General features: G+C 71.3%; 22 protein-coding genes. 6 read left to right on the top strand and 16 right to left on the bottom strand.

Annotated features, from left to right (window positions below; translation table 11 throughout):
• Window positions 1-129 precede the first annotated feature (129 nt).
• From Q4A22_RS04930 to dapE, 4 genes are all read right to left on the bottom strand, one after another.
• Window positions 130-297 carry a DUF3117 domain-containing protein gene (locus Q4A22_RS04930; RefSeq protein ID WP_012397900.1) on the bottom strand — a complete coding sequence of 56 codons (168 nt, stop codon included), beginning with the start codon at window positions 295-297 and terminating at the stop codon, window positions 130-132.
• Between the two features lie 85 nt (window positions 298-382).
• Entirely contained in the window at window positions 383-1,657 is a 1,275-nt protein-coding gene (locus Q4A22_RS04925) for a hypothetical protein (protein ID WP_303177614.1), read from the bottom strand.
• Between the two features lie 35 nt (window positions 1,658-1,692).
• Entirely contained in the window at window positions 1,693-2,535 is an 843-nt protein-coding gene (locus Q4A22_RS04920; RefSeq protein WP_303177613.1) for a TIGR00730 family Rossman fold protein, read from the bottom strand.
• Between the two features lie 21 nt (window positions 2,536-2,556).
• Window positions 2,557-3,663: a succinyl-diaminopimelate desuccinylase gene (dapE, locus tag Q4A22_RS04915; protein ID WP_303177612.1), complete on the bottom strand. Its 1,107-nt coding sequence runs from the start codon at window positions 3,661-3,663 to the stop codon at window positions 2,557-2,559.
• 51 nt (window positions 3,664-3,714) lie between these two features.
• Between dapE and dapD the strand changes: the two genes are divergently transcribed.
• Both dapD and galE read left to right on the top strand, forming a co-directional pair.
• Complete coding sequence (gene dapD / locus Q4A22_RS04910) at window positions 3,715-4,689, top strand: 2,3,4,5-tetrahydropyridine-2,6-dicarboxylate N-succinyltransferase (RefSeq protein ID WP_303177611.1); 975 nt, start codon at window positions 3,715-3,717, stop codon at window positions 4,687-4,689.
• A 94-nt stretch (window positions 4,690-4,783) separates the two neighbouring features.
• Window positions 4,784-5,800, top strand: a complete 1,017-nt coding sequence (gene galE, locus Q4A22_RS04905) for a UDP-glucose 4-epimerase GalE (RefSeq protein WP_303177610.1) — start codon at window positions 4,784-4,786, stop codon at window positions 5,798-5,800.
• Window positions 5,801-5,873: 73 nt separating this feature from the next.
• On the opposite strand, the gene Q4A22_RS04900 is transcribed toward galE, so the two are convergent.
• From Q4A22_RS04900 to Q4A22_RS04870, 7 genes are all read right to left on the bottom strand, one after another.
• Window positions 5,874-7,175: a citrate synthase gene (locus Q4A22_RS04900; RefSeq protein WP_303177609.1), complete on the bottom strand. Its 1,302-nt coding sequence runs from the start codon at window positions 7,173-7,175 to the stop codon at window positions 5,874-5,876.
• A 194-nt stretch (window positions 7,176-7,369) separates the two neighbouring features.
• Window positions 7,370-8,515 (bottom strand): succinyldiaminopimelate transaminase, encoded by a 1,146-nt coding sequence (gene dapC / locus Q4A22_RS04895; RefSeq protein ID WP_303177608.1) that lies wholly within the window; start codon window positions 8,513-8,515, stop codon window positions 7,370-7,372.
• Window positions 8,516-8,519: 4 nt separating this feature from the next.
• Complete coding sequence (gene fdxA, locus Q4A22_RS04890) at window positions 8,520-8,843, bottom strand: ferredoxin (protein ID WP_303177607.1); 324 nt, start codon at window positions 8,841-8,843, stop codon at window positions 8,520-8,522.
• 61 nt (window positions 8,844-8,904) lie between these two features.
• Window positions 8,905-9,351 (bottom strand): hypothetical protein, encoded by a 447-nt coding sequence (locus Q4A22_RS04885; protein WP_303177606.1) that lies wholly within the window; start codon window positions 9,349-9,351, stop codon window positions 8,905-8,907.
• A complete protein-coding gene (locus tag Q4A22_RS04880) occupies window positions 9,348-10,205 on the bottom strand; it encodes a PIG-L family deacetylase (protein WP_303177605.1) in 858 nt (285 codons plus the stop codon). The genes Q4A22_RS04885 and Q4A22_RS04880 overlap by 4 nt, the downstream gene beginning before the upstream one ends.
• Window positions 10,206-10,255: 50 nt before the next feature.
• Window positions 10,256-12,163 carry a translational GTPase TypA gene (gene typA, locus Q4A22_RS04875; protein ID WP_303177604.1) on the bottom strand — a complete coding sequence of 636 codons (1,908 nt, stop codon included), beginning with the start codon at window positions 12,161-12,163 and terminating at the stop codon, window positions 10,256-10,258.
• Window positions 12,164-12,276: 113 nt separating this feature from the next.
• Entirely contained in the window at window positions 12,277-14,409 is a 2,133-nt protein-coding gene (locus Q4A22_RS04870; protein ID WP_303177603.1) for a S9 family peptidase, read from the bottom strand.
• Window positions 14,410-14,520: 111 nt separating this feature from the next.
• Between Q4A22_RS04870 and Q4A22_RS04865 the strand changes: the two genes are divergently transcribed.
• The 3 genes from Q4A22_RS04865 to Q4A22_RS04855 all read left to right on the top strand — a co-directional run bounded on the left by Q4A22_RS04865 (window position 14,521) and on the right by Q4A22_RS04855 (window position 15,999).
• Window positions 14,521-15,231, top strand: a complete 711-nt coding sequence (locus Q4A22_RS04865) for an AzlC family ABC transporter permease (RefSeq protein WP_303177602.1) — start codon at window positions 14,521-14,523, stop codon at window positions 15,229-15,231.
• A gap of 1 nt (window position 15,232) precedes the next feature.
• Window positions 15,233-15,535, top strand: coding sequence for an AzlD domain-containing protein (locus Q4A22_RS04860; protein ID WP_303177601.1), 303 nt, complete (start codon window positions 15,233-15,235; stop codon window positions 15,533-15,535).
• A 185-nt stretch (window positions 15,536-15,720) separates the two neighbouring features.
• The gene (locus Q4A22_RS04855) at window positions 15,721-15,999 is read left to right on the top strand and encodes a DUF1540 domain-containing protein (RefSeq protein WP_303177600.1); all 279 of its coding nucleotides are present in this window, start codon (window positions 15,721-15,723) and stop codon (window positions 15,997-15,999) included.
• A gap of 140 nt (window positions 16,000-16,139) precedes the next feature.
• Here Q4A22_RS04855 and Q4A22_RS04850 read toward each other — a convergent pair whose 3' ends face one another.
• The 4 genes from Q4A22_RS04850 to gatC all read right to left on the bottom strand — a co-directional run bounded on the left by Q4A22_RS04850 (window position 16,140) and on the right by gatC (window position 20,666).
• Window positions 16,140-16,988 (bottom strand): hypothetical protein, encoded by an 849-nt coding sequence (locus Q4A22_RS04850; protein WP_303177599.1) that lies wholly within the window; start codon window positions 16,986-16,988, stop codon window positions 16,140-16,142.
• Window positions 16,989-17,260: 272 nt separating this feature from the next.
• Window positions 17,261-18,766, bottom strand: coding sequence for an Asp-tRNA(Asn)/Glu-tRNA(Gln) amidotransferase subunit GatB (gene gatB, locus Q4A22_RS04845; RefSeq protein WP_303177598.1), 1,506 nt, complete (start codon window positions 18,764-18,766; stop codon window positions 17,261-17,263).
• Complete coding sequence (gene gatA, locus Q4A22_RS04840; RefSeq protein WP_303177597.1) at window positions 18,766-20,367, bottom strand: Asp-tRNA(Asn)/Glu-tRNA(Gln) amidotransferase subunit GatA; 1,602 nt, start codon at window positions 20,365-20,367, stop codon at window positions 18,766-18,768. Before gatA ends, gatB begins: the two co-directional genes overlap by 1 nt.
• Before the next feature lie 2 nt (window positions 20,368-20,369).
• Window positions 20,370-20,666 (bottom strand): Asp-tRNA(Asn)/Glu-tRNA(Gln) amidotransferase subunit GatC, encoded by a 297-nt coding sequence (gatC, locus tag Q4A22_RS04835; RefSeq protein ID WP_303177596.1) that lies wholly within the window; start codon window positions 20,664-20,666, stop codon window positions 20,370-20,372.
• Between the two features lie 158 nt (window positions 20,667-20,824).
• Here gatC and Q4A22_RS04830 point away from each other — a divergent pair, with 158 nt between their 5' ends.
• Entirely contained in the window at window positions 20,825-21,319 is a 495-nt protein-coding gene (locus tag Q4A22_RS04830) for a hypothetical protein (RefSeq protein WP_303177595.1), read from the top strand.
• 121 nt (window positions 21,320-21,440) lie between these two features.
• Here Q4A22_RS04830 and Q4A22_RS04825 read toward each other — a convergent pair whose 3' ends face one another.
• On the bottom strand, window positions 21,441-23,615 hold the full coding sequence (locus Q4A22_RS04825; RefSeq protein WP_303177594.1) for an ABC transporter ATP-binding protein: 2,175 nt from the start codon (window positions 23,613-23,615) through the stop codon (window positions 21,441-21,443).
• Window positions 23,616-23,640: the final 25 nt, after the last annotated feature.

Raw genomic sequence — 23,640 nt, 5'->3', positions numbered from 1 at the left:
CGCCCCCCGATGCCCCCGGCGGACCGTTTCGCCGGACGCCACCCCCAGCGTGTGTACCGGACCCGGACACAGCGAGAGCCCCTCACCGCGGTGAGGGGCTCTCGCTGTGTCCGGACGGTGTCCGCAGGCCTACTGGGTCACTCCGGCGAGGCACTCGCGGAGCTCGGCGGCTTCGTCCGCCTTGAGCTCGACCACGAGGCGTCCACCGCCTTCCAGGGGGACCCGCATGATCAGGCTGCGTCCTTCTTTGGTGACCTCCATGGGTCCGTCACCCGTTCTCGGCTTCATGGCCGCCATTGATGAGCTCCTCTTCGTGGATATCGACAGCACCCATCTTATCGAACGCGAACCGCGGGCAGTGACCCCGCCCACGGACCGGGGCTCACGGCGGGTAGTCCCCGCCCCCGGGCAGCTGCTTCCAGTGCCACAGCCAACCCACCCACACGAGCTGCAGGACCGCCCCGGTGACCACCAGCAGGGTGCGGTACGCCCGCGACCCGCTGACGTGCACCAGCGGAGCCGCGAGCGGCGCCCAGGGCAGCAGCAGGCGGAACGTGGAGGTCTGGGGGTTCAGCACGAGCAGCAGGTAGCACCCGTACGCGGCGAGCCACACGCGCACCACGAACGGCAGGCTGCGGCGCACCACCGCGGAGCGCAGCAGGAGCACCACGGCCACCACCAGCAGCACCGGCGCGAGCAGACCCCCCACCGGGCCGAGCAGCACGGCGGCCTCGTGGAACCACGGCAGCACGGGCACCACGGAGGAGGCGCCACGCCACGCGGTCTCGGTGGCGGTGTACGCGTCCGGCTCGCCGGTCACGGCCCACGCGATCGCGGGCCACGCCAGGGCGGCCGCGCACGCCAGCAGTGCCAGCGCCAGCCACCGGTCCAGGCAGCGGTACCACGCCCGATGACGCCGCCGGACGTCCCGCACCGCGCCCCACAGCCACCACACACCCAGCGCCGCCGCGAGCGCCACGCCCGTGGGTCGGGTCAGCGCCTGCAGGACCACGAACACCGCGGCCCCCGCGGCCCGGCCCCGCACCACGCACAGCAGGGCAACCAGCAGGAAGAGCAGGTTCAGGGACTCGGCGTAGGGGGTCTGGAGCACGGGCGCCACGGGGTTGAAGGCGAAGACCGCCACGGCCCACAGCGCCGGGCTGGAGGCCCCTCCCGGCGTGCGCGGCCCCGCCATCACGGGGGCCGTGCACACCAGCCGGTACAGCACGAGTGCCGCCCCGAAGCCCGCCAGCAGGGACACCGTGGCAGCGGTGGCCGCCCACCCGGTGCCGGTGACCGAGGCGATGCCCCGCACCAGCAGCGGGAACACCGGGTAGAACGCCCACGGGTTCTCCTGCACGGTTCCCAGGGAGTCGGTGGGCAGCTCCACGGGGTAGCCCTCCCGGAAGATGGTCCGGTACCAGTCCGAGTCCCACGTGGCCACGAAGTCCAGGTACCCCAGGGCGCCGTCGCCCCAGGGGCCCGGACCCTGCTGCCCGCCGACCACGCTGAACACGGCCCAGCCCCACACTCGCGAGAGGCCGAAGACCGCGAGGACAGCGAGCCACCACGGGGCGCGGGCCCACCGGGTGCCTAGCCCCGAGCGCAGCCGGGCGGAAAGCCCCCGGGAGCGGGCGGGCACGGCGGTGTCGCTCACCCCGGGGCCCGTGGCGGTTCCGGGTGCCGGGGAGCTCACGCCCGGGGGCCGAGCCGGGCGGCGTCCGGTCGGGGCGCGGGTGCCTGCATGCCGGGGTCCTCGGCGTGGACCGCGGTGAGGATGTCCACGACCTCGGCGGCGGTGTCCACCACGCGCAGCAGGTCGAGGTCCGCCGCGGACGCCTTGCCGCCGGCCACGAGCGACGTGGTGAGCCACTGCACCAGCGGGCCCCAGTAGTCGGTGCCCACCAGGATCACGGGGAACCGGGTGATCTTCCCGGTCTGCACGAGCGTGAGCGCCTCGAAGAGCTCGTCGAGCGTGCCGAAACCCCCCGGCAGCGCCACGAAGCCCTGGCTGTACTTCACGAACATGGTCTTGCGCGCGAAGAAGTACCGGAAGTTGATGCCCAGGTCCACCCAGTGGTTCAGGTGCTGCTCGTGGGGCAGCTCGATGCCGATGCCCACGGACTGCGCGCCCACGTCCACCGCACCGCGGTTGGCTGCCTCCATCACACCCGGGCCGCCGCCCGTGACCACGGCGTAGCCGGCCTCGCCGATGGCGGCGCCGATCTCACGGGCGAGCCTGTACTCCTCGTGCGCGGGGGCCGTGCGGGCGGAGCCGAACACGGTGATGGCCGGGCCGAGGTTGGCGAGCGCGTCGAAACCCTCGACGAACTCCGCCTGGATGCGCATCACGCGCCAGGGGTCGGTGCGCGTGAAGTCGTCGGGCTCCGCGGGGCGCTGGTCCAGGAAGCGCTGGTCCGAGGTGCGTCGGCGCAGCTGCTCACGGCGCAGCACCACCGGGCCCTTGTGGCGCTCGGCAGGACCTGAGGGCGCGGGGGCGGGATCGGGCTCGGGAGGGGTGTCGTGGGACGTCATGGTTCCAGGCTACGTGCCCGGTCAGGACAACCACTGGGAGAGCGCACGGTGGCAGGCGCGCACGGCGTCCGCGGCCACGTGCTCGTCGTCCGTGTGGGCCAGCAGGGCGTCCCCGGGGCCGAAGTTCACGGCGGGCACCCCGGCCTCCGAGAAGCGGGCGACGTCCGTCCACCCGTACTTGGGCATGGGCTTCTGTCCCACCGCGGCCACGAACTGCGCCGCCGCGGGCCGGTCCAGCCCGGGGCGGGCCGCCGGGGAGAGGTCCTGCCACTCGATCTCGTACCCCTCGAAGACCTCGCGCACGTGGTCCTGCGCCTGCTCCAGGGTCTTGTCCGGGGCGAAGCGGTAGTTGATCTCCGCCCACGCGGTGTCCGGGATCACGTTGCCGGCCACTCCCCCGCCGATCCGGATGGCGTTGAGCCCCTCGCGGTAGTCCAGGCCCTCCACGGTGACGGTGCGGGGCTCGTAGCGCGCCAGCCGGGCCAGCAGGTCCGCCTGCCCGTGGATGGCGTTCTCCCCGATCCACGCCCGTCCCGAGTGCGCGGCCTTCCCGTGCGTGGTGATGCGGAAGCGCATGGTGCCGTTGCACCCGCCCTCCACCGTGCCGTTGGTGGGCTCCAGGAGCACCGCGAAGTCCGCCTCCAGCAGGTGCGGGGAGTTGCGCATCACCCGCCCCAGGCCGCTGGCCTCGCTGGCCACCTCCTCGTGGTCGTAGAACACCCAGGTCACATCCCTGTTCGGCTCGCGCAGCTGCTGCGCGAGAGCCAGCTGCACGGCCACGCCGCCCTTCATGTCCGTGGTCCCTCGGCCGTAGATCACGTCCCTGCCCCCCTCACGACGCCGGACGGACGGCACCGTGCCCAGCGCACCCGCCACGGTGGGCAGCGGGACGGTGTCCAGGTGCCCGGCGAGGACCACCCGCTCCGGGCGGCCCAGCTCCGTGCGGGCCACCACGGTGTCGCCGTCCCGGTGGACGCTGAGGTGCGGCAGCGCGCGCAGGGCGGCCGCCACGGCGTCGGCGAGCGGTCCCTCGTGGTCCGAGACGGACTCGATGTCCACGAGTGCGGCGGTGAGGTCGGCGGGGTCCATGGTGAGGTCGAGTGCGGGGGTCTGCTGGTGGTCTGCCATGGCCGCCAGCCTAGTCACGGGCCCGCGAGGTGACCTCGTAGGATGGCTCACATGACTTCTACGAGCGAGAGCACCGAGAATTCCCGCACCGCCTCCGGCGTGGGCCTGGCCACCGTGGTGGACTCCGGGCCCCGCGAGGGCACCGTGCTGGACGTCTTCTACCCGGCCCCCGCCCTGAGCGCGAACCCGGACACCAGCTACGAGGCGGACCTGCGGGTCGCCGCGACCACGGACCCGGACCGCAACGTGCGCTCGGAGATCGTGACCTCCGTGGTGAACCTGGACGAGGCCCCGCGGGACACAGCGGACGCGTACCTCCGGCTGCACCTGCTCTCGCACCGGCTCGCGAAGCCCAACACGCTCAACCTGGACGGCGTCTTCGGGCTGCTCGCCAACGTGGCGTGGACCAGCCGCGGCCCCGTCCTCGCCGAGGAGCTCACCGGCGCCCTGCTGCGCCTGCGCGCGGGCGGGCCGGTCACGGTCTTCGCCGTGGACAAGTTCCCCCGCATGGTGGACTACGTGGTCCCCTCCGGCGTGCGCATCGGGGACGCGGACCGCGTGCGCCTGGGTGCCCACCTGGGCGAGGGCACCACGGTCATGCACGAGGGCTTCGTGAACTTCAACGCCGGCACCCTGGGCGCGGCCATGGTGGAGGGCCGGATCTCCGCGGGCGTGGTGGTCCACGACCACACGGACGTGGGCGGCGGGGCGTCCATCATGGGCACCCTCTCCGGCGGCGGCAAGCAGCGCATCACGCTGGGCGAGCGCTGCCTGCTCGGCGCCAACGCCGGCGTGGGCATCTCCCTCGGCGACGACTGCGTGGTGGAGGCCGGGCTCTACGTCACCGCCGGCACCAGGGTCTCCCTGCTGGACGACGCCGCCGGGGAACCCCGCGTGGTCAAGGCCGCCGAGCTCTCGGGCGTCGACAACCTGCTGTTCCGCCGCAACTCCGTGAACGGCGCCGTGGAGGCCCTGCCCCGCAGCGGCGGCTCCGTGGAGCTGAACTCGGTGCTGCACGCGAACTGAGCGCCGCGGCGTCGTCACCCCGGTGTGTGCGGCCGGTCCTGGCAACGGGACCGGCCGCACGTGCTTGCCGGGCGCACTCGATAGGGTGGAGCCCATGAAGATTCTCGTCACCGGGGGAACCGGCTACATCGGCTCGCACACCGTCCTGGCCCTGCTGCAGGCAGGCCACGACGTGGTGGTGCTCGACAACCTCTCCAACTCGTCCCGCACGTCACTGGACCGGGTGGCCGAACTGGCCGGCCGGGACGTCACCGCCTTCGAGGAGGTGGACCTGCTGGACCGCCCCGGGCTGGACCGCGTGTTCCGGGAGCACCGTCCGGACGCCGTGATCCACTTCGCGGGGCTCAAGGCCGTGGGCGAGTCCGCGCAGAAGCCCCTGTGGTACTACACGAACAACGTGAGCGGCACCGTGAACCTGCTGTGGGCCATGGAGGAGAGCGGGTGCCGGTCCATCGTGTTCTCCTCCTCCGCCACGGTGTACGGCGCGCCGGAGACCATGCCGCTGACCGAGAAGCTGTCCATGGACGCGCAGAACCCCTACGGGCGCACCAAGGAGCACATCGAGGACATGCTCGCGGACCTCGCGGCCTCGGACGAGCGCTGGTCAGTGGCGCTGCTGCGCTACTTCAACCCGGTGGGCGCCCACGAGTCCGGCCGGATCGGCGAGGACCCCTCCGGGATCCCCAACAACCTCATGCCCTTCGTGGCGCAGGTGGCCGTGGGGCGCCGGGAGAAGCTCATGGTCTTCGGCGACGACTACCCCACCCCGGACGGCACCGGCGTGCGCGACTACATCCACGTGGTGGACCTCGCGGACGGCCACCTCCGGGCCCTGGACCGGATCGCGCAGGATCCCGGGGTGCACGTGTGGAACCTGGGCACCGGTCGCGGCTACTCCGTGCTGGAGGTCCGCGACGCGTTCCAGAAGGCCTCCGGGCGGGAGATCCCCTACGAGATCGCCCCGCGCCGGCCCGGCGACGCCGCCGTGTCCTACGCCGATCCTGCCTCCGCCCTCGCGGACCTGGGCTGGTCCGCGGACCGCGACATCGACACCATGTGCCGGGACCACTGGAACTGGCAGAAGAACAACCCCAACGGCTACGAGGGCTGAGCCCCTCCCCCGACGACGCCGCCCCGGTCACCGAGAAGGTGACCGGGGCGGCGTCGTACCCGCTGCGCGGGGATCAGCTGGCCGTGGGGTAGTGGCGCTCGCCCTCGCCCACGTAGAGCTGGCGGGGACGGCCGATCTTGGTCTCCGGGTCCTCGATCATCTCGCGCCACTGGGCGATCCAGCCGGGCAGGCGGCCGATCGCGAAGAGCACGGTGAACATCTTCTCCGGGAAGCCCATGGCCTTGTAGATCAGCCCGGTGTAGAAGTCCACGTTCGGGTACAGCTTGCGCTCCACGAAGTAGTCGTCCGCAAGCGCCTTCTCCTCCAGGCCGATGGCCAGGTCCAGCAGCTCGTTGTTGCCGCCCATCTTGGCCAGGACGTCGTGCGCGTAGCCCTTGATGATACGGGCGCGGGGGTCGTAGTTCTTGTAGACACGGTGCCCGAAGCCCATGAGGCGGACACCGTCCTCCTTGTTCTTGACCTTCTCCATGAACTCGTCCGCGGAGAGCCCGCGGTTCTGGATCTGGTCCAGCATGGCCAGCACGGCCTCGTTGGCGCCGCCGTGCAGCGGGCCGTAGAGGGCGTTGATGCCCGCGGAGACGGACGCGAACATGTTCGCGTGGGAGGAGCCCACCAGGCGCACGGTGGAGGTGGAGCAGTTCTGCTCGTGGTCGGCGTGGAGCATGAACAGGATGTCCAGGGTCTTGGCAACCACCGGGTCCACCTCGTAGTCCGAGGCCGGCACGCCGAAGCACATGCGCAGGAAGTTCTCGGCGTAGTTGAGGTCGTTGTGGGGGTAGAGCATGGGCTCTCCCACGGACTTCTTGTACGCGTACGCGGCCAGGGTGGGGACCTTGGCGAGCAGGCGGATGGTGGAGATCTCCACCTGCTCCTTGTTGAAGGGGTCCAGGGAGTCGGAGTAGAACGTGGACAGCGCCGAGACCGCCGAGGAGAGCACCGGCATGGGGTGCGCGGAGCGGGGGAAGCCGTTGAAGAACAGCTTGATGTCCTCGTGCACCATGGTGTGCGTGGTGATCCGGTGCTGGAAGTCCTCGTACTGCTCACGGGTGGGCAGCTCGCCGTAGATCAGCAGGTAGGCGGTCTCCAGGAAGTTGGAGTGCTCCGCGAGCTCCTCGATGGGGTAGCCGCGGTAGCGCAGGATGCCCTGCTCTCCGTCGATGTAGGTCACCGAGGAGTGGGTGTTGGCGGTGTTCACGAAACCGGGATCGAAGCTGACGTTGCCGGTCTCCTTGCGCAGGGAGCCGATGTTGTAGCCCTGGTTGCCCTCGGTGACCTCCAGCACGGGGAACTCGAGGGACTTGCCCTTCTCGTAGGTCAGCTCCACCTTGCCGGTGGTCTTCTTGGCGTCTGCCATGATGTGTCCTTCACGTTGTGCTCGGATGTTCCACGACGGGGGCCGCGCCCCGGTCCACCACGTCCTCGTGGCGGCAGGCGGACGCGCACCGGTGGAAGTGCAGATTGATCCCCCACCAACCTACTCGGTGCCGCGCGGGGGATTCCACTTGCCCCCGGAGCACGCAGGCGGGGCTCACCGCGCGGGGGTGGGGCTCAGCGCGCCCGGTCCAGCCGTTCCACGGCGGCGGCCACGCGCTCGTCGGTGGCGGTGAGGGCGAGCCGGACGTGGCCCGCCCCGGCCTCGCCGTAGAACGTTCCGGGGCCCACCACGATGCCCTGGCGGGCGAAGCGCTCCACGGTGGTCCAGGTGTCCTCCCCTGCGGTGCCCCACAGGTACAGCCCCGCCTCCGAGTGCTCCACGGTGAGACCGAACGCCTCCACCGCGGGCTTCAGCGCGGCCCGGCGGGCGCGGTAGAGGCTCTTCTGCGCGGCCACGTGGGCGCTGTCCCCCAGGGCCACGCGCATGGCCTCCTGAACGGGGTACGCCACGATCATGCCCGCGTGCTTGCGGGAGTTGACCAGCGATCGCATGAGCGCGGGATCACCGGCCAGGAACGCCGCCCGGTACCCCGCGAGGTTCGACTGCTTGGACAGGGAGTACGCGCTGAGCAGCAGGGAGGTGTCCCCTCCACTCACGCGCGGGTCCAGCACGGAGGGCACGGGCTCGCCACCCTCGGCGGGATCCCAGCGGCCCCACCCGAGCTCGGCGTAGCACTCGTCCGAGACCACCACCGCGCCCTGCGCGCGGGCCTGGTCCACGAGGCCGCGCAGCGAGTCCGCGTCCCGCACGATGCCCGTGGGGTTGCCCGGGGAGTTGACCCAGACCATGCGCACGCGCTCACGCACCGCGGGGTCCAGCTCGTCCAGGGAGTCGGCGGCCACGGACTCCGCCCCGGCCAGCCGGGCGCCGATGTCGTAGGTGGGGTACGCCACCACGGGCCGCACCACCACGTCCCCGGGGCCGAGCCCCAGCAGCAGCGGCAGCCACGCGACCAGTTCCTTGGAGCCCACGGTGGGCATCACGGCCTCCGGGTCCAGGCCCGCAACGCCCCGGCGCTCGGCGTACCAGGCCACCACGGCCTCGCGCAGCGCCGCGGTCCCGTGGGTGGTGGGGTAGCCGGGGGCGTCCGCGGCGGCGGCCAGCGCGTCCTGGACCACCAGGGGCGTGGGGTCCACCGGCGTCCCGATGGAGAGGTCCACCACGCCGTCCGGGTGCTCCGCGGCGAGCTCCCGGTACGGGGCCAGGGAGTTCCAGGGGTAGTCGGGCAGGTCCAGGCCGAAGCCGCCGCGCTCGCTCACCGGCTCAGTCCTGGTTCTGCGGGGGCAGGTCGGCGATCAGCGGGTGGTCCTTGTGGGTGTTGCCGAGCTTCGCGGCTCCGCCCGGGGAGCCGAGGTCGTCGAAGAACTCCACGTTCGCCTTGTAGTAGTCGGCCCACTCGTCCGGGGTGTCGTCCTCGTAGTAGATGGCCTCCACGGGGCACACCGGTTCGCACGCACCGCAGTCCACGCACTCGTCCGGGTGGATGTAGAGGGAGCGCTCACCCTCGTAGATGCAGTCCACGGGGCATTCCTCCACGCACGCCTTGTCCTTGACGTCCACGCAGGGCTGAGCAATCACGTAAGTCACGGTTGTCGAACCTCTCCTTCAGTTCTCAGGTCTTCGAACATTCTAGCGACGGCCCCCGACGCTACCGCGTGCGCTGACGGACGAGCCAACGTCCCGTCACAATCACCGCGACCATGACCGCCGCGAAGACCACCACGAACCACAGGATGCCCACCACACCGATGGGAGCGTCCCAGGAGGTCACCACCAGCACCGAGCGTCCCCGGAGGTAGGCGCCCGCCCACGCGATGAGGTAGGTGAGCAGACCGGGCACCGCCGCGGCCCACACCCGCCGCGTGGAGGTCCCGCACCACACGCCAGCGCACAGCAGCAGCGCACCCGAGAACACGAGACCCCACGGCAGCCACCAGCCGTCGCCGTAGAAGATCCCACCGTGCATGGTGGTGGCCACCGCGCCCACCAGCACGCCGGTGAGCAGCGCGGTCAGCGCCGACGACGCCGCCCCCGGCCGCTCCTCCGCCCCTCCCCCGGAGTCCCAGGGCGCGGTGCGGCGCGTGCCGCCGCTCACGGGAGGCGCCGATCGAGCAGCCGGAACGTCTCAGTGGCGTTGATGGTCTGGGGGACGCCGTTGGACATCGTGTACCCGGTGTCCCCGGGACCCCCGGTGAGCACGATCTGGGTGGCGTGGGCTGCCATGGCTGCCCGCTTCACCTCGAGGTCCCCGTGGATCGCGGCCTGCAGCCGGTGGTCCCGCGGATCCACCTCGCTCTCGATCCCCCACGTGAGGGGCACGGACCAGGGATCGTCCTCGGCGTCGTCGGTGGCGGCGGCCAGCGCCACGGCACGAAGGGTCACCCGGTGGGTGGCCACGTGGTCGGGATGGCCGTAGCCGCCGTCGTCCGCGTACGTGACCACCGCGTGCGGGCGCAGGGCCCGGATCGCGGCGGCCACGTGTGCCGCGGCCTCGTCCGTGTCCGCGGCGGTCAGAGCTGCCGGGGAGACGTCCGCCGCCGGTCGGGCGTGGCCGTCCGGACCCCAGCTCATGCCGGAGTCCACGTACTTCCCAGCACCGTTGGCGAAGCCCAGGGCCGCGTCCAGTGCGGGGGGCTCCCCCGCGTAGAACCGGTCCGTGAGGCCCATGGCCGCCGCGGCGTCGTCGAGCTCGGAGATCCGGTACAGGCCCAGGGCGGTGCCGTCCGCGTCCGGGCAGTCCGGGTGACCCACCTCCAGGTGCTGCAGGGCGGGCGGGATCACCTCGCCCCGTTCACCGCGCGTCATGGTGAGCAGGACCGTGCAGGCGCCGAGCGCGCTGTAGTGACCCATGGTCGCCGCGGTGTTCACGGCCTCGTCGTCCGGGTGGGCGTGCACGAAGAGCAGACGCGCCCGGGCGGGGTCCACGCCCTCGGGCAGCAGTGAGTCCACTGCACCCTCGGTGGCGTGTCCCCCGCCCGGGTACTGAGGCAGGACCACGATCAGGCGCGGGCCCGGGCGCGCGCGACCTTCATGCGCTCGTTCGCGTCCAGCACGACCTTGCGGATGCGGATGGCCTCCGGGGTCACCTCCACGCACTCGTCCTCGCGGGCGAACTCCAGGCTCTCCTCGAGCGTGAGCTTGCGCGGCGGGGTGAGGTTCTCGAACGTCTCGGAGGAGGCCGCACGCATGTTGGTGAGCTTCTTCTCCTTGGTGATGTTCACGTCCATGTCGTCGGCGCGGGAGTTCTCGCCCACGATCATGCCCTCGTACACCTCTGAGGTGGGCTCCACGAAGAACGAGCCGCGCTCCTGCAGGTTGATCATGGCGAACGGGGTCACCACGCCGGCCCGGTCCGCCACCATGGAGCCGTTGGTGCGGTACTCGATGTCCCCGGCCCACGGCTCGTAGCCATCGGCGTAGGAGGACGCGATGCCCGCGCCGCGGGTGTCCGTGAGGAACTTGGTGCGGAAGCCGATCAGACCGCGGGAGGGCACCTTGAACTCCATGCGCACCCACCCGGTGCCGTGGTTGGACATGCCCTCCATGCGGCCCTTGCGGCCGGCCATCAGCTGCGTGACCGCACCGAGGTACTCCTCGGGGACGTCGATGGTCATGTGCTCGTACGGCTCGTGCACCTTGCCGTCCACGGTCTTGGTCACCACCTGGGGCTTGCCCGCCGTGAGCTCGAAGCCCTCGCGGCGCATCTGCTCCACCAGGATGGCCAGGGCGAGCTCACCGCGGCCCTGGACCTCCCAGGCGTCCGGACGCTGGGTGGGGAGGATCTTGAGCGACACGTTGCCGATCAGCTCCTTGTCCAGGCGGTCCTTCACCTGGCGCGCGGTGACCTTGGCGCCCTTGACGCGCCCGGCCAGCGGAGAGGTGTTGATGCCGATGGTCATGGAGATCGCGGGATCGTCCACGGTGATCAGCGGCAGCGGCTCGGGGTTCTCCAGGTCGGTGAGGGTCTCACCGATGGTGATGTCCTCGATGCCCGCCACGGCCACGATCTCACCGGGGCCGGCGCTCTCGGCGGGCACGCGGTCCAGGCCCTTGGTGGCAAGCAGCTCGGAGATGCGCACGGACTTCAGGGTGCCGTCGTGCCGGGCCCAGGCCACGGTCTGGCCCTTCTTGAGGGTGCCGTTGAAGATGCGCAGCAGTGCCAGACGGCCCAGGAACGGGGAGGCGTCCAGGTTGGTCACGTGGGCCTGGAGCACGCCCACGGGGTTGTAGGACGGAGCCGGGATGTGCTCGATGATCGTCTTGAACAGCGGCTCGAGGTCCTCGTTCTCCGGCAGCTCGCCGTTGGCGGGCTGCTCGGTGGAGGCGCGCCCGGCCTTGCCCGAGGCGTAGACCACGGGCACGTCCAGGACGGCGTCCAGGTCCATGTCCGGGTGGTCCTCGGCGATGTCCGAGGCCAGGCCCAGCAGCAGGTCCATGGTGTCCGAGACGACCTCCTCGATGCGGGCGTCCGGGCGGTCCACCTTGTTCACGACCACGATCACGGGCAGCTTGGCCTCCAGGGCCTTGCGCAGCACGAAGCGGGTCTGCGGCAGCGGGCCCTCGGAGGCGTCCACGAGCAGGACCACGCCGTCCACCATGGACAGCCCGCGCTCCACCTCGCCGCCGAAGTCCGCGTGGCCGGGGGTGTCGATCACGTTGATGGTGATGGTCTCACCGTTCGCGGCGGGGCCGTCGTAGAACACCGTGGTGTTCTTGGCGAGGATCGTGATGCCCTTCTCGCGCTCCAGGTCACCCGAGTCCATGACCCGCTCCTCGACCTCCCCGTGGCTGGAGAACGCGTGCGTCTGCTGGAGCATGGCATCGACGATGGTGGTCTTGCCGTGGTCAACGTGGGCCACGATGGCCACGTTGCGCAGATCGGCGCGCTGGGCGGTGTTTTCAGACATACACAGGTCTCTCTTCACAGATAGAGGCAGAGGGGAGTCGTGGTGATTCTACTCCCCCGCGCCTGCGGCCCGCGCACACGTGATGGATCTCTCCGCCCTCGGGGCCGTGCCCCTCAGCCCAGCAGCTCCGGGGTGTGCCACTGGTCCCCCAGCACGTGCTCGCCGAGGAACGCGAGCGTGGTCTCGTACCAGGTCCGCGCGTTGGCGGGCTTGAGGATCCAGTGCCCCTCGTCCGGGTAGTAGAGGAAGCGGTGGCCCTCCACCGAGGTGCGGCTCTGCAGGTCCGCCCACAGCTCGAGACCCTGCGAGACGGGCACCCGGTAGTCCTTGTCGCCGTGGATCACCAGCAGGGGCACCGCGATGTCCTCGGCGAACCGGTGCGGGGAGTACTCGGCGGCCTGCCGGGGTCCCATGGCCTCGCGCCAGAGGGTGTTGTCCGTGGTCGCACCCATCGCGTCCAGGTTCCAGAGGGACGCGTGGGTCACGATGCACCGGAACCTCGTGCCCGTGTGCGTGGCCACCCAGTTGGCCATGTACCCGCCGTAGGACCCGCCCATCAGGGCCTGGCGACCGGGGTCGATGTCCGCGCGCCCGGTGGCGGCCGCGACGAGCGCCATCACGTCCGTGAACGGCGAGCCGCCCAGCTCCTGCTGCCCGCGCTCGATCATCTCCTGGCCGTAGCCCGTGGAGATCGCAGGGTCCGGCAGCAGCACCGCGTACCCGCGGGCCACGAACGGCCACGGGTTCCAGCGCCAGCTCCACTGGTTGCTGGAGCCCCACGGTCCGCCGTGCACGAACACCACGAGCGGGTGGCCGCGCCGCGCCGTGCCCTCTGCCTCGTCCTGCGGCAGCGCGAGCCACGCCCGGATCGGGGTGCCGTCCTCGGCCGTGGCGGTGACCTCCTCCAGGCGGCCGGGCACGGTGTCCTCGGGAACCAGCCCGGGCACCGCGGTGGGCTCCACGCGGGGCGCAGGGTGCGGCGTCGTCGCGCCCCCACCCGCGTGCGCCGGGCCCTGGGCCGTCCCGTCACGATCCCCGGCGGACGACGCCGCCGCGTCCGGTTCCGCGGGCCAGCGCACCAGCTGCGGCGGGTGGGCGTAGTCCGCGCGCAGCCCCACGAGCTCCGCACCAGCCACGCGCACCGAGGAGTAGGTCCAGTCCTGTCCCGTGCCGCCGGCCTCGACTGACCTGTGCACGACCCCGCCGCGGGGGCAGTGCACGCGCAGCACGATGCCGCGGCCGCGGTGGTCGCTCGTGCAGACGAAGGTCTCGTCGTCCAGCCACTGCGCGTCCTCCGCCCAGTGCTCGTCCGCGGGCACCACCTCGGTCTCCTCACCCGTGGCCATCTCCCGCACCCAGGTGGACAGCGCCATGTTCACACCGTCCCGCCACAGCCGCTCGCGGACGAGCAGGGCGCGCGTCCCGTCCGGGCTGACGGCACCGGGCGCCCACGTGCAGTCCTCGGCGGCGTCGTGGAGCAGCTGCGGCTCGGAGTCCGCGCCGTCGCGGCCCGGGGTGCCGGGGGCGGGAACACGCCAGAGCTGGCCGCGCTGCGCCCCCGAGGGGAGCAGCACGTCGAGCTCCACGAGCAGCCAGGTGCCGTCCGGGGCCACGGAGACGTGCCCCAGCCGCCCCGGGGGCAGTGCCACGCGGTGCACCGCGGCCGCGGCGTCCTCCCCCGGAACCAGCGCAGTGGTGTCCAGGAACCACAGGGCGTCCTGCGCGGCGGGGAGGTCGTGGTCCCAGAAGCGGATGGGTGAGCGCTCGTGCAGCACCCCGCTCGCGCCGCTCTCCTTGCGGCGGTCGTGGATCTCCCGGTTGCGGGCGAACTCGTCCTGCGCCCCGCGGGCAGCGGGATACAGGCCGGAGACGAAGAACAGCCGGTTCCCGCCCAGCTGCAGGCCGGAGATCCCCTCGGGCGCGTCCAGCACCATCCGTGCCTCCCCGTGCTCGGGCAGCAGCCACAGCCGCGTGTGCTTGTCCTCGTCAGCCGGTGCGGGGCGGTCGGAGGTGAACCACAGGGATCCGGTGGGGGTGGGGCACACCTCCCGGACCCCCTTGTCGCCGTGCGTGAGCTGCCCGGGCTCACCCGTGCTCGGGACCGACCACGCGTGCGTGACGTAGCGGGTGGCGTCCGAGGAGAGTTCCTGCCGGAGGACCACGGCGGGCCCGTGAGGGTCCGCCCGCACGGCGGTGAGACGAGGGGTGGTCACGAGGTCCGCGGGAGTCGCGTAACGGGAAGCCATGTGACACACATTACAGAGCGCGAGGCGGGCCGTGAGCCCCCGGGGTGCGCATCCCGCGCTACCGTGACCCGGAAGTCACGAGCGCGAGCGGACCAGGAGCACTCTTCACACATGGACACCACCAAGGGCAGCCTGCCATGGGCCCTGAAGGTCACGCTGCCCGTGGCCATGGGGTACCTGCCCCTGGGAATGGCGTTCGGCGCCTACACCGTCTCCCTGGGCTTCGCCCCCTTCCTCGCACCCCTCACGGCACTGGTGGTCTTCGCCGGCTCCATCGAGTTCCTCCTGGTGGGGCTGGTGGCGGCCGGGGCCGGGCTCGTGCAGATCGCGGTGACCACCCTGCTCGTGAACAGCAGGCACGTGTTCTACGGCTTCTCGTACCCCACGGGCCTGCTGCACTCCCCCGCCGCGAAGATCTACGGCCCGTACGCGCTCACCGACGAGGCCTACGCCCTGATCACCAGCGGCGTGCACCCCACCACGCAGCACCAGCTGATGATGATCCAGGGCGTCTCCCACGTCTACTGGGTGCTCGGGGCCACCGTGGGCGCCTTCGCCGGAGGTCTCATCCCCCCGTCCTTCGACGGCTTCGACTTCGCCCTCACGGGACTGTTCGCGCTGCTGTTCGTCGGCGCGATCACCGCCGCGACCCAGCGGGTCAGGATCGTCATGGCCGCCCTGGTGTCGATCGGGGTGGGGCTGCTGCTGCCCCGCAGCCTGTTCCTGCTCGGAGCCATGGCCTGCTACGCCGTGCTGTGCGTGGTCATGGTCCGGCACCCACCGCGCGGGAGCGCCCCGCGGAGCACCGGACGGAAGGGCTGAGATGATTGCCGCCATCATCGTCTGCGCCGCCGTGACGTTCGCCCTGCGGTTCATCCCCGTGCAGGTGGCCCACCGCTTCCGAGACCGGGAAGGGCTCGAGGAGCTCGCCACCCTGCTGCCCGCCGGGCTCATGCTCATCCTCGTGGCCTACACGCTCATCGAGGCGGACTCCGGGGTGCAGCTCACCCGACTCGTCCTCGCCGCGCTGGCCGCCGTGCTGGTGAACCTGGCCTCCAAGAACTTCCTCCTGGGCTTCCTGGCGGGCTTCGCCGCCTACGCCCTGACCGGGACACTGCTCACCTGATTAGGAAACATCTCAATTTCTTAATGAGCTGAGGCTCTGCTGAATTCAGGAAGTTATTCGCCAGGAATTAGAAAACAATCCGCTAATGTAAGGATGAACTTACTGGCGCGCTCCGGAAAATGGTTTTAGTGTCGTCACCAATCGACCACCGATGACGAGCACCACTCGAACCACAGGAGAAGACCATGGCCACTCTCACCACTGTTTCCGCCTGCACCGCCACCGGTTGCGCCTTCAACGACAACGGCTGCACCGCCCCCGCCATCACCGTGGGAGGCCAGGGCTCCGAGGCGTCCTGCACCACCTTCATCTCCCTGGACGCCCGCGGTGGCCTGCCCACCGCCAACGGCCAGGTGGGCGCCTGCCAGCGCCTGGAGTGCACGTTCAACAAGGATCTGCTGTGCACCGCGTCCTCCATCGAGGTCACCGCGGACGCCAACTGCAGCAGCTACGAGGCCGCGTAAGTCTCGTCAGGCCGGTTCGCCGGTCACCTCGGTCCCCCGGGGCCTCACCCACACGCAGAAGACCGCGAGTCACCGGACTCGCGGTCTTCTGCACGTCGTGCCGTGACGGCGGCCAGCCCGACGTTCCCGGGCGTTCTGCCTCAGGCGGTGACGTGGGCGCCCAGCAGCGAGCGCACGGCTTCCGCCAGGTTCCCGGCGTCGGCGTCCGGACGGGGAAACGGCATGAAGTAGACGCTGGTCACGCGAGCCCCGTGACGCAGCACGGTCACACCCGTGACGTCCACGTCCACCACGAAGTCCCGCTCCAGCGTGTGGGCGCAGCCCCCCGTGGTGGGTCTCTGCGTGAGAAGGTGCGCCGGCATCCAGCCCTGCTCGGCGGCGTCGCACATGGTGGCGAGGTCCACCCGGTCCACGCCCATGACCACGTCCAGCGCGGTGGACTCCAGCTCCTGGACCCGTTCCGCGCGGCCACCACCCCGGCGGCGGTGCTCCTGGATGCACCCGAGCGTCAACGGCGTGGCGCCGGTGCCGTCGTGGAGGACCACGCGGGCGACGTCGAGCACGGCCAGGCGACCCCCGGGGGCGCAGGCCACGGCCGTGACCAGCTCCGGCAGCTCCCCGGTGCCCATGAGCAGGGACGCGTCCAGCGGGTCCACCCACTCGAGGCTCGCCAGCAGGTGCGCGCTCGCGGAGACGATGCGCATGCCGGGCTCCGGGGCCACCTTGGTGATGTCCATGCGGACGTCCAGCGGCTCACCCACCACGAGCAGCCCGGGATCCACCACCTCGGGGTCCACGGACGTGGCGAGAACCAGCTCGCCGTGGCGCGTGAGGCCGTGGGCCACGGACGTCAGCGCGGGGTGCCCGTCCAGGCGGTACGCCACGACCGAGGCCTCACCGGCACCCGCGAGCATGCGGTGCGCCAGGGACACCGCTCGCTCCTCCACGCTCGCGTACTCGCGGCACGTCCCCTTCTTGCCTGGACCCACGTCCGTCCCCGATCTTCCGCCCGACAGCTGAACTTAGGAAAGCCTAACCTCTGCATGCTCCCCCAGGAAGGGCGGGAGCGCAATTCGGGCAGACAATCGTGACGTAATCGGGGGTGCGCGGTGCCCAGGGGTGCGTGGTGTCCCGGGGCTCCGAGGACGTCGGCTCCCCGCACCCCTCCAGGAACGACGACGGACCGGCCGAGCTCTCCGCAGAGAACCCGACCGGTCCGTGGTGATCCGTCTTCCCTGTGCCCCCTCAGGAGCGCGCGGACTCAGCCCTGTACGCCGAGCTTCTCCAGGATGATCTGACGCACCCGTCCGGCGTCCGCCTGCCCGCGCGTGGCCTTCATGACGGGCCCGATCAGGGCTCCCACGGCCTGCACCTTGCCACCCCGGATCTTCTCCACGACGTCCGGCATCTGGGCCATGGCGTCGTCCACGGCGGTGGAGAGCGCGCCCTCGTCCGAGACCACCGCGAGGCCACGGGCCTCGACGATCTCGCCCGGCGTGCCCTCGCCCTCGACCACGAAGCCGAGCACCTTCTTGGCGAGCTTGTCGTTGATCTTCCCGCCCTCGATGAGCTGGTTCAGCTCCACCACGTGCGCGGGGGTCACGGACAGGTCCGCGATCTCCACCTCACGCTGCTTGGCGAGGCGGGCGATCTCGCCCATCCACCACTTTCTGGCCACCGCGGCCGTGGCGCCGGCGGCGATGGTCTGCTCGATCTCGTCCAGCACACCGGCGTTGACCACGTCCCGGAACTCCTCGTCCGAGTAGCCCCAGTCCGCCTTCAGGCGCCTGCGCCGCTCCGCCGGCGGCTCGGGCAGGGTGGCACGGATCTCCTCGATCCAGTCCGCGGTGGTGACCACGGGCACGAGGTCCGGCTCGGGGAAGTAGCGGTAGTCGTCGGCGTCGGACTTGGGGCGGCCCGCGGTGGTGGAGCGGGTGTCCTCGTGCCAGAACCGGGTCTCCTGGGTGACCTTCTCCCCCGCCGCGAGCACCGCGGCGTGGCGCTGGATCTCGTAGCGCACGGTGCGCTCCACGGCCCGCAGCGAGTTCACGTTCTTGGTCTCCGAGCGGGTGCCGAACTGCGTGGCGCCCTTGGGCATCAGGGACACGTTCGCGTCGCACCGCACGTTGCCGCGCTCCATGCGGGCGTCCGAGATCCCCAGGTTCTTCACGATCTCGCGGATGGCCGCGACGTACACCCGCGCCAGCTCCGGTGCCCGCTCCCCCGCGCCCACGATGGGCTTGGTGACGATCTCGATGAGCGGCACACCCGCCCGGTTGTAGTCCACCAGGGAGTAGTGCGCGTTCTGGATGCGCCCGGCGTCGCCGCCCATGTGGGTGAGCTTGCCGGCGTCCTCCTCCATGTGCGCCCGCTCGATCTCCACGCGGAACTCGGTGCCGTCCGCCAGCTCCAGGTCCAGGTAGCCCTCGTACGCGATGGGCTCGTCGAACTGGGAGGTCTGGAAGTTCTTGGGCGTGTCCGGGTAGAAGTAGTTCTTCCGCGCGAAGTGGCACTTCTCCGCGATCGAGCAGTTCAGCGCCAGCCCCAGCTTGATGGCGGACTCCACAGCCTTGCCGTTGACCACCGGCAACACACCGGGCAGCCCCAGGGACACGGGCGTCACGTTCGTGTTCGGCTCGTCCCCGAAGGTGTTGGGGGCGGCGTCGAACATCTTGGTCTTCGTGTTCAGCTCCACGTGCACCTCGAACCCCAGGACGGGGTCGTAGCGCTCGAGGGCCTCCTCGAAGGACAGCACGTCCTGACTCATCACTTGCCTCCCTGCGCGGCCGTGGCCGCAAAGTCACGAACGGTCCGGACGACGTCGCCGCGCCGGCTCCACAGCGGCCCGCCCCACTGCTCGGTGAGCAGCCGCTCCAGCCCGGCACCGGCCCGGTACACACGGGCGTCCTCGCGCGTGGGGGCCATGAACTGAATCCCCACGGGCAGCCCGTCCTCCGGTGCGAGCCCCCCGGGCAGCGAGATGGCCGGGATCCCCGCCAGGTTGGTGGGGATGGTGGCGATGTCGTTGAGGTACATCTGCATGGGGTCCGCGGACTCGTCCACGCCGCCGATGTCGAAAGCGGTGGTCGGTGCGGTGGGCGAGATCAGCACGTCCGCCTGCTCGAACGCCGCCGCGAAGTCCCGCTGGACCAGGGTGCGCACCTTCTGGGCGGAGCCGTAGTAGGCGTCGTAGTACCCGGCGGACAGCGCGTAGGTGCCCAGGATGATGCGGCGCTTGACCTCGTCCCCGAAGCCCGCGGCGCGGGAGGCCCCCATGACCTTCTCGATGGTGGGCGAGCCCTCGGGCGTGACGCGCAGACCGAACCGGACGCCGTCGTACTTGGCCAGGTTGGAGGAGACCTCCGAGGACATGATGAGGTAGTAGGCACCCAGGGCGTACTCGAAGTTGGGTGCCTCGACCTCCACGATCTGCGCCCCGGCGCCGCGCAGCAGCTCCAGGGACTCCTCGAACCGCTGCTGGACCCCGGCCTGGAAGCCCTCGCCGGTGAGCTGCCTGACCACGCCCACGCGCAGGCCCTTGAGCCCACCGTCCGCGGCGCCCTCGCGCGCGGCGCGCGCGTAGGAGCCCACGGGATCCGTCAGGGAGGTGGAGTCCGCGGGGTCGTGGCCGCCCACGACCTCGTGGAGCAGGGCGGCGTCCAGCACGGTGCGCGAGCACGGGCCCACCTGGTCCAGGGAAGAGGCCATGGCGATCACGCCGTAGCGGGACACCGAGCCGTAGGTGGGCTTCACGCCCACGGTGCCGGTCACGGCCGCGGGCTGGCGGATGGAGCCGCCGGTGTCCGTGCCGAGCGCCAGGGGCGCCTGGAACGCGGAGACCGCGGCCGCCGAGCCGCCGCCGGAACCACCGGGGATCTTGGTCAGGTCCCACGGGTTGCGGGTGGGCCCGAACGCGGAGTGCTCGGTGGAGGAACCCATGGCGAACTCGTCCAGGTTGGTCTTGCCCAGGATGGGCATCCGTGCCGCGCGCAGCCTGCGGGTCACGGTGCCGTCGTAGGGGCTCATGAAGCCCTCGAGCATGCGGGAGGCCGCCGTGGTGGGCTGGCCCTTCGTGACGATGAGGTCCTTGACCGCCACCGGCACACCGGCCAGCTCGGGCAGCTCCTCGCCGTTCGCGCGGGCCTCGTCCACACCGCGGGCGACCTCCAGGGCCTCCTCCGTGTTGCGGTGCAGGAACGCGTTGAGCCCGTCGGTGCCGCGGGAGCGGTCGGAGGGGTCCAGCGCGGTGCCGTCCGTGGCCCCGATCTGCTCCAGGTGGGCCTGCACGGCCTCCACGGAGGAGACCTCGCCGGCGGCGAGCTTCGCCGCGAGCTCCGCGGCCGAGAGTTCAATGATGGACTCGCTCATGCTCACTCCCCGTCCAGAATGGCGGGAACCCGGAACTTGCCGTCCTGGGCGTCCGGGGCGTTCAGGAGGGCCTCGTGCTGCGTGAGGGTCTCCCCTACCACGTCCTCGCGGAAGACGTTCTGCAGCGGCAGCGGGTGGCTCGTGGCCGGGACGTCCTCACCCGCGGCACGACTGACCGAGGCCACGGAATCGACGATGAGTTCGAGCTCGCCGGCCACGCGGGCCAGCTCCTCGTCCGACATCTCGATGCGCGCGAGCTCGGCCAGGTGCGCCACCTGTTCGCGATTGATCGCAGACATGCATGCTCCTGGTGTTCGCTGACTGGTTCCGAACCAGTCTAGCGAGCGCCTACCCTGGACTCATCACACCCGCTCTCGCTAAGGAGACCTCCTTCGTGGCCCAGTCCTCCGCTCACTCATCACGACGCCGCTCCACGCCTTCCCGGGGCACGTCCCGCATGACTAAGGCCGAGGCGGCACGGGCCCGTGCGGACCACGACAACGCCTGGCGGCAGTGGATCTCGGACTCCGCGGTGGAGACCGTGGACACCGCGCTGAGCCACGTGCAGGCGGTCGTGGAGGAGCAGGTGGGCCAGTACGGGGCCTTTCCCGCGTTCCTGGTCACGGGCGGCAAGGACGGCGAGTTCGAGCTGAACTCGGTGGACCCGGCCCGCGCGGCGGAGCTCTCCCCGGAGGACGTCCTGGACGAGCTGCGGGCCGTGGGGCGCGAGAAGGCCCCCCAAATCCTGGTGGCGGCCCTGGCCTACCCCGCCACCCTCCCCGACCGCTCCGGGGCGTCCGCGGTGATCGTGGAGGTGGAGCACCGCGAGCGCCTCAGCCTGGAGGTGGTCCAGGAGTACAGGGTGGTGGAGGCCAAGGGCCGCACGTTCGTGAACTTCGAGGACCCCCACACGGACCGGGCGGACGCCTGGCTGTTCGGCGTGCGGGACTGAGCACCTGCCCTTTCGCGCGCGCCCCGGCCGCCTCCCGGTGACCCGGGACGTGGTCTCACGCACCGGGCCGCACGGGTGGGGCCGCCCGGCAGGATGCCGACGGACAGCCCCACCCCCCCCCTCAGGACACGTGCTGGGCCATCTGCTGGCGCAGCTCGCGGCGCACGCGCTGCTCCTCCGGTGAGGGCACGGGCACGGCGGCGAGCAGCCGCTTGGTGTACTCCTGCTCCGGGTGGCGCAGCACGGCCTCGCGGGAGCCCTGCTCCACGATGTGACCGTGCTGCATGACCACGATCCGGTTGGCCAGCCGGTCGATGACCGCGAGGTCGTGGGTCACGAACAGGCACGCGAAGCCCATCTCCGCCTGCAGCTCCTCGAACAGGTCCAGCACCGTGGCCTGCACGGAGACGTCCAGCGCCGAGGTGGGCTCGTCCGCCACGAGCAGCTTGGGCTTCAGGGACAGCGCCCGGGCGATGCCCACACGCTGCTTCTGCCCGCCCGAGAGCTCGTGGGGGTAGCGGTTGCGGTAGTTGCGAGGCAGGCGCACCTGGTCCAGCAGCTGCTCGATCCGGTTCTGCAGCTCCCCGCCCTTGGCCACACCGGCCAGGAACATGGGCTCGCCGATGGACTCGCCGATGGGCAGCCGCGGGTTCAGGGAGGAGGACGGGTCCTGGAAGACCATGCCCACCTCCTTGCGCACCTTGTTCAGCGTGGCGCGGGAGGCTCCCGCGAGCTCCACGCCGTCCACCACCAGGGAGCCCTCCACCGTGGGCAGCAGACCCACGGCGGCGCGGCCGATGGTGGTCTTGCCGGATCCGGACTCGCCCACGAGCCCCACGGTCTCCCCCGCGGCCACGGTGAGGCTGACGTCCTCCACGGCACGGAAGGCGGGGTTGCGGCCCTGCTTGGGGTACTCGATGGCCACGTCCTTCAGCTGCAGCACGGGCGCGACCACCCGCTGGGCGAGGGTGTCCATGGACGCTTCCTCGGCGGTGCTGCGGTCCACCACGGGCATGGCCAGGGAGCGCTCGAGGGTGGCCACCATGTCCACGGACTCGTCCCCCTCGTTGCCCTCGCCCAGGTGGGGCACCGACTCCAGCAGGGAGCGGGTGTAGGGGTGCTGCGGAGCGGAGAAGATCTGCGCGGCGCTTCCCTGCTCCACGATCACCCCCTTCTGCATGACCGCGATCTTGTCCGCGAGGTCCGCCACCACGCCCATGTCGTGGGTGATGAGGATGACCGCGGAGTCGAGCTGGTCCTTGAGGTTGCGGATCAGGTCCAGGATCTCGGCCTGCACGGTCACGTCCAGCGCCGTGGTGGGCTCGTCCGCGATCAGCAGCTTGGGGTCGCAGGAGAGCGACTGCGCGATCATCGCGCGCTGGCGCTGCCCGCCCGAGAGCTGGTGGGGGTAGGAGCGGAACGCCTTCTCGGGGTCCGGCAGCTCCACCATGGTGAGCATCTCCTTGGCGCGCTCGGCGGCCTCCGTGGGCGAGATGTCCCGGTGCAGCCGGATGGTCTCCACAATCTGCTGGCCCACCGTGTACACGGGGTTCAGCGCGGTCATGGGCTCCTGGAAGATCACGGCGATCTCCTCGCCGCGCACGCGCCGCAGCGCGCTGCCCCGCAGCCCGATCAGCTCCTCCCCGCCGAGCATCGCGGAGCCGCGCACCCGGGCGTTCGAGGGCAGCAGCCCCAGCATGGACATGGAGCTCGCGGACTTGCCCGATCCGGACTCGCCCACGATGGCGAGCACCTCACCGGCCGCCACGTCGTAGTCGAGGTCGATCGCGGCCGGGACCCACTCGCGGTCCACCCCGAAGTCCACGGACAGGCCCCGCACGCTCAGCACGGGCTCGCCACGGGCCACCGTGGTGCGGGCCCTGCCGCGGCGCGCGGCGGGCTCGGGGCGCTGGGCCCTGCGACCACGGCGCTTCTCGGCGCCCGCGGCCGTGGTGGCGGTCGTGGTTGCGGTGGCGTCCTGCGAAGGGGCGGCTCCCACCGCGGTGGCTCCCGCGGCAGCGGATCCGGAGGCGGCGTCGGCATCGGGTGTGGCCACGCGGCCGTCCCCGGCCTGGGCGCCGTTCCAGGGGGCGTTGTGCTCGGCGGCCGTGGGCTCCGCGGCCGACGCCGCCGTGCCCGCCGCGGCGTCCGTGCCCGCCTGTCGAGCGGAGTCGCCGGAGACCGCCGCACCTGGTGCGCGGGCGGGGTCGGCGGATGCGGCACCGGAGTCGTGGCCCGCGCCGTGCGGTTCGGGGGTGCCCTCGGGGATGCCGCCGGGCTGGTGCGAGGTGCTCATCGTGTGTGCTCCATCGTGTCGTGAA

Origin of the sequence: Kocuria sp. (assembly GCF_030530945.1) — a bacterium.
Taxonomy (GTDB): Bacteria; Actinomycetota; Actinomycetes; order Actinomycetales; family Micrococcaceae; genus Kocuria.
Note: the sequence above shows the minus strand (reverse complement) of the source record. Positions and strands in the feature narration are given on the sequence as shown.

What these genes read in the sequence shown, in the direction of transcription:
- galE (WP_303177610.1), top strand. Translation starts at nt 4,784, where the DNA reads ATGAAGATTCTCGTCACCGGGGGAACCGGCTACATCGGCTCGCACACC.
- typA (WP_303177604.1), bottom strand. Translation starts at nt 12,163, where the DNA reads ATGTCTGAAAACACCGCCCAGCGCGCCGATCTGCGCAACGTGGCCATC.
- gatC (WP_303177596.1), bottom strand. Translation starts at nt 20,666, where the DNA reads ATGTCTGCGATCAATCGCGAACAGGTGGCGCACCTGGCCGAGCTCGCG.
- Q4A22_RS04920 (WP_303177613.1), bottom strand. Translation starts at nt 2,535, where the DNA reads ATGACGTCCCACGACACCCCTCCCGAGCCCGATCCCGCCCCCGCGCCC.
- Q4A22_RS04855 (WP_303177600.1), top strand. Translation starts at nt 15,721, where the DNA reads ATGGCCACTCTCACCACTGTTTCCGCCTGCACCGCCACCGGTTGCGCC.
- Q4A22_RS04865 (WP_303177602.1), top strand. Translation starts at nt 14,521, where the DNA reads ATGGACACCACCAAGGGCAGCCTGCCATGGGCCCTGAAGGTCACGCTG.
- Q4A22_RS04825 (WP_303177594.1), bottom strand. Translation starts at nt 23,615, where the DNA reads ATGAGCACCTCGCACCAGCCCGGCGGCATCCCCGAGGGCACCCCCGAA.
- dapD (WP_303177611.1), top strand. Translation starts at nt 3,715, where the DNA reads ATGACTTCTACGAGCGAGAGCACCGAGAATTCCCGCACCGCCTCCGGC.
- Q4A22_RS04830 (WP_303177595.1), top strand. Translation starts at nt 20,825, where the DNA reads ATGACTAAGGCCGAGGCGGCACGGGCCCGTGCGGACCACGACAACGCC.
- Q4A22_RS04900 (WP_303177609.1), bottom strand. Translation starts at nt 7,175, where the DNA reads ATGGCAGACGCCAAGAAGACCACCGGCAAGGTGGAGCTGACCTACGAG.
- Q4A22_RS04930 (WP_012397900.1), bottom strand. Translation starts at nt 297, where the DNA reads ATGGCGGCCATGAAGCCGAGAACGGGTGACGGACCCATGGAGGTCACC.
- dapE (WP_303177612.1), bottom strand. Translation starts at nt 3,663, where the DNA reads ATGGCAGACCACCAGCAGACCCCCGCACTCGACCTCACCATGGACCCC.
- Q4A22_RS04860 (WP_303177601.1), top strand. Translation starts at nt 15,233, where the DNA reads ATGATTGCCGCCATCATCGTCTGCGCCGCCGTGACGTTCGCCCTGCGG.
- Q4A22_RS04870 (WP_303177603.1), bottom strand. Translation starts at nt 14,409, where the DNA reads ATGGCTTCCCGTTACGCGACTCCCGCGGACCTCGTGACCACCCCTCGT.
- gatA (WP_303177597.1), bottom strand. Translation starts at nt 20,367, where the DNA reads ATGAGCGAGTCCATCATTGAACTCTCGGCCGCGGAGCTCGCGGCGAAG.
- gatB (WP_303177598.1), bottom strand. Translation starts at nt 18,766, where the DNA reads ATGAGTCAGGACGTGCTGTCCTTCGAGGAGGCCCTCGAGCGCTACGAC.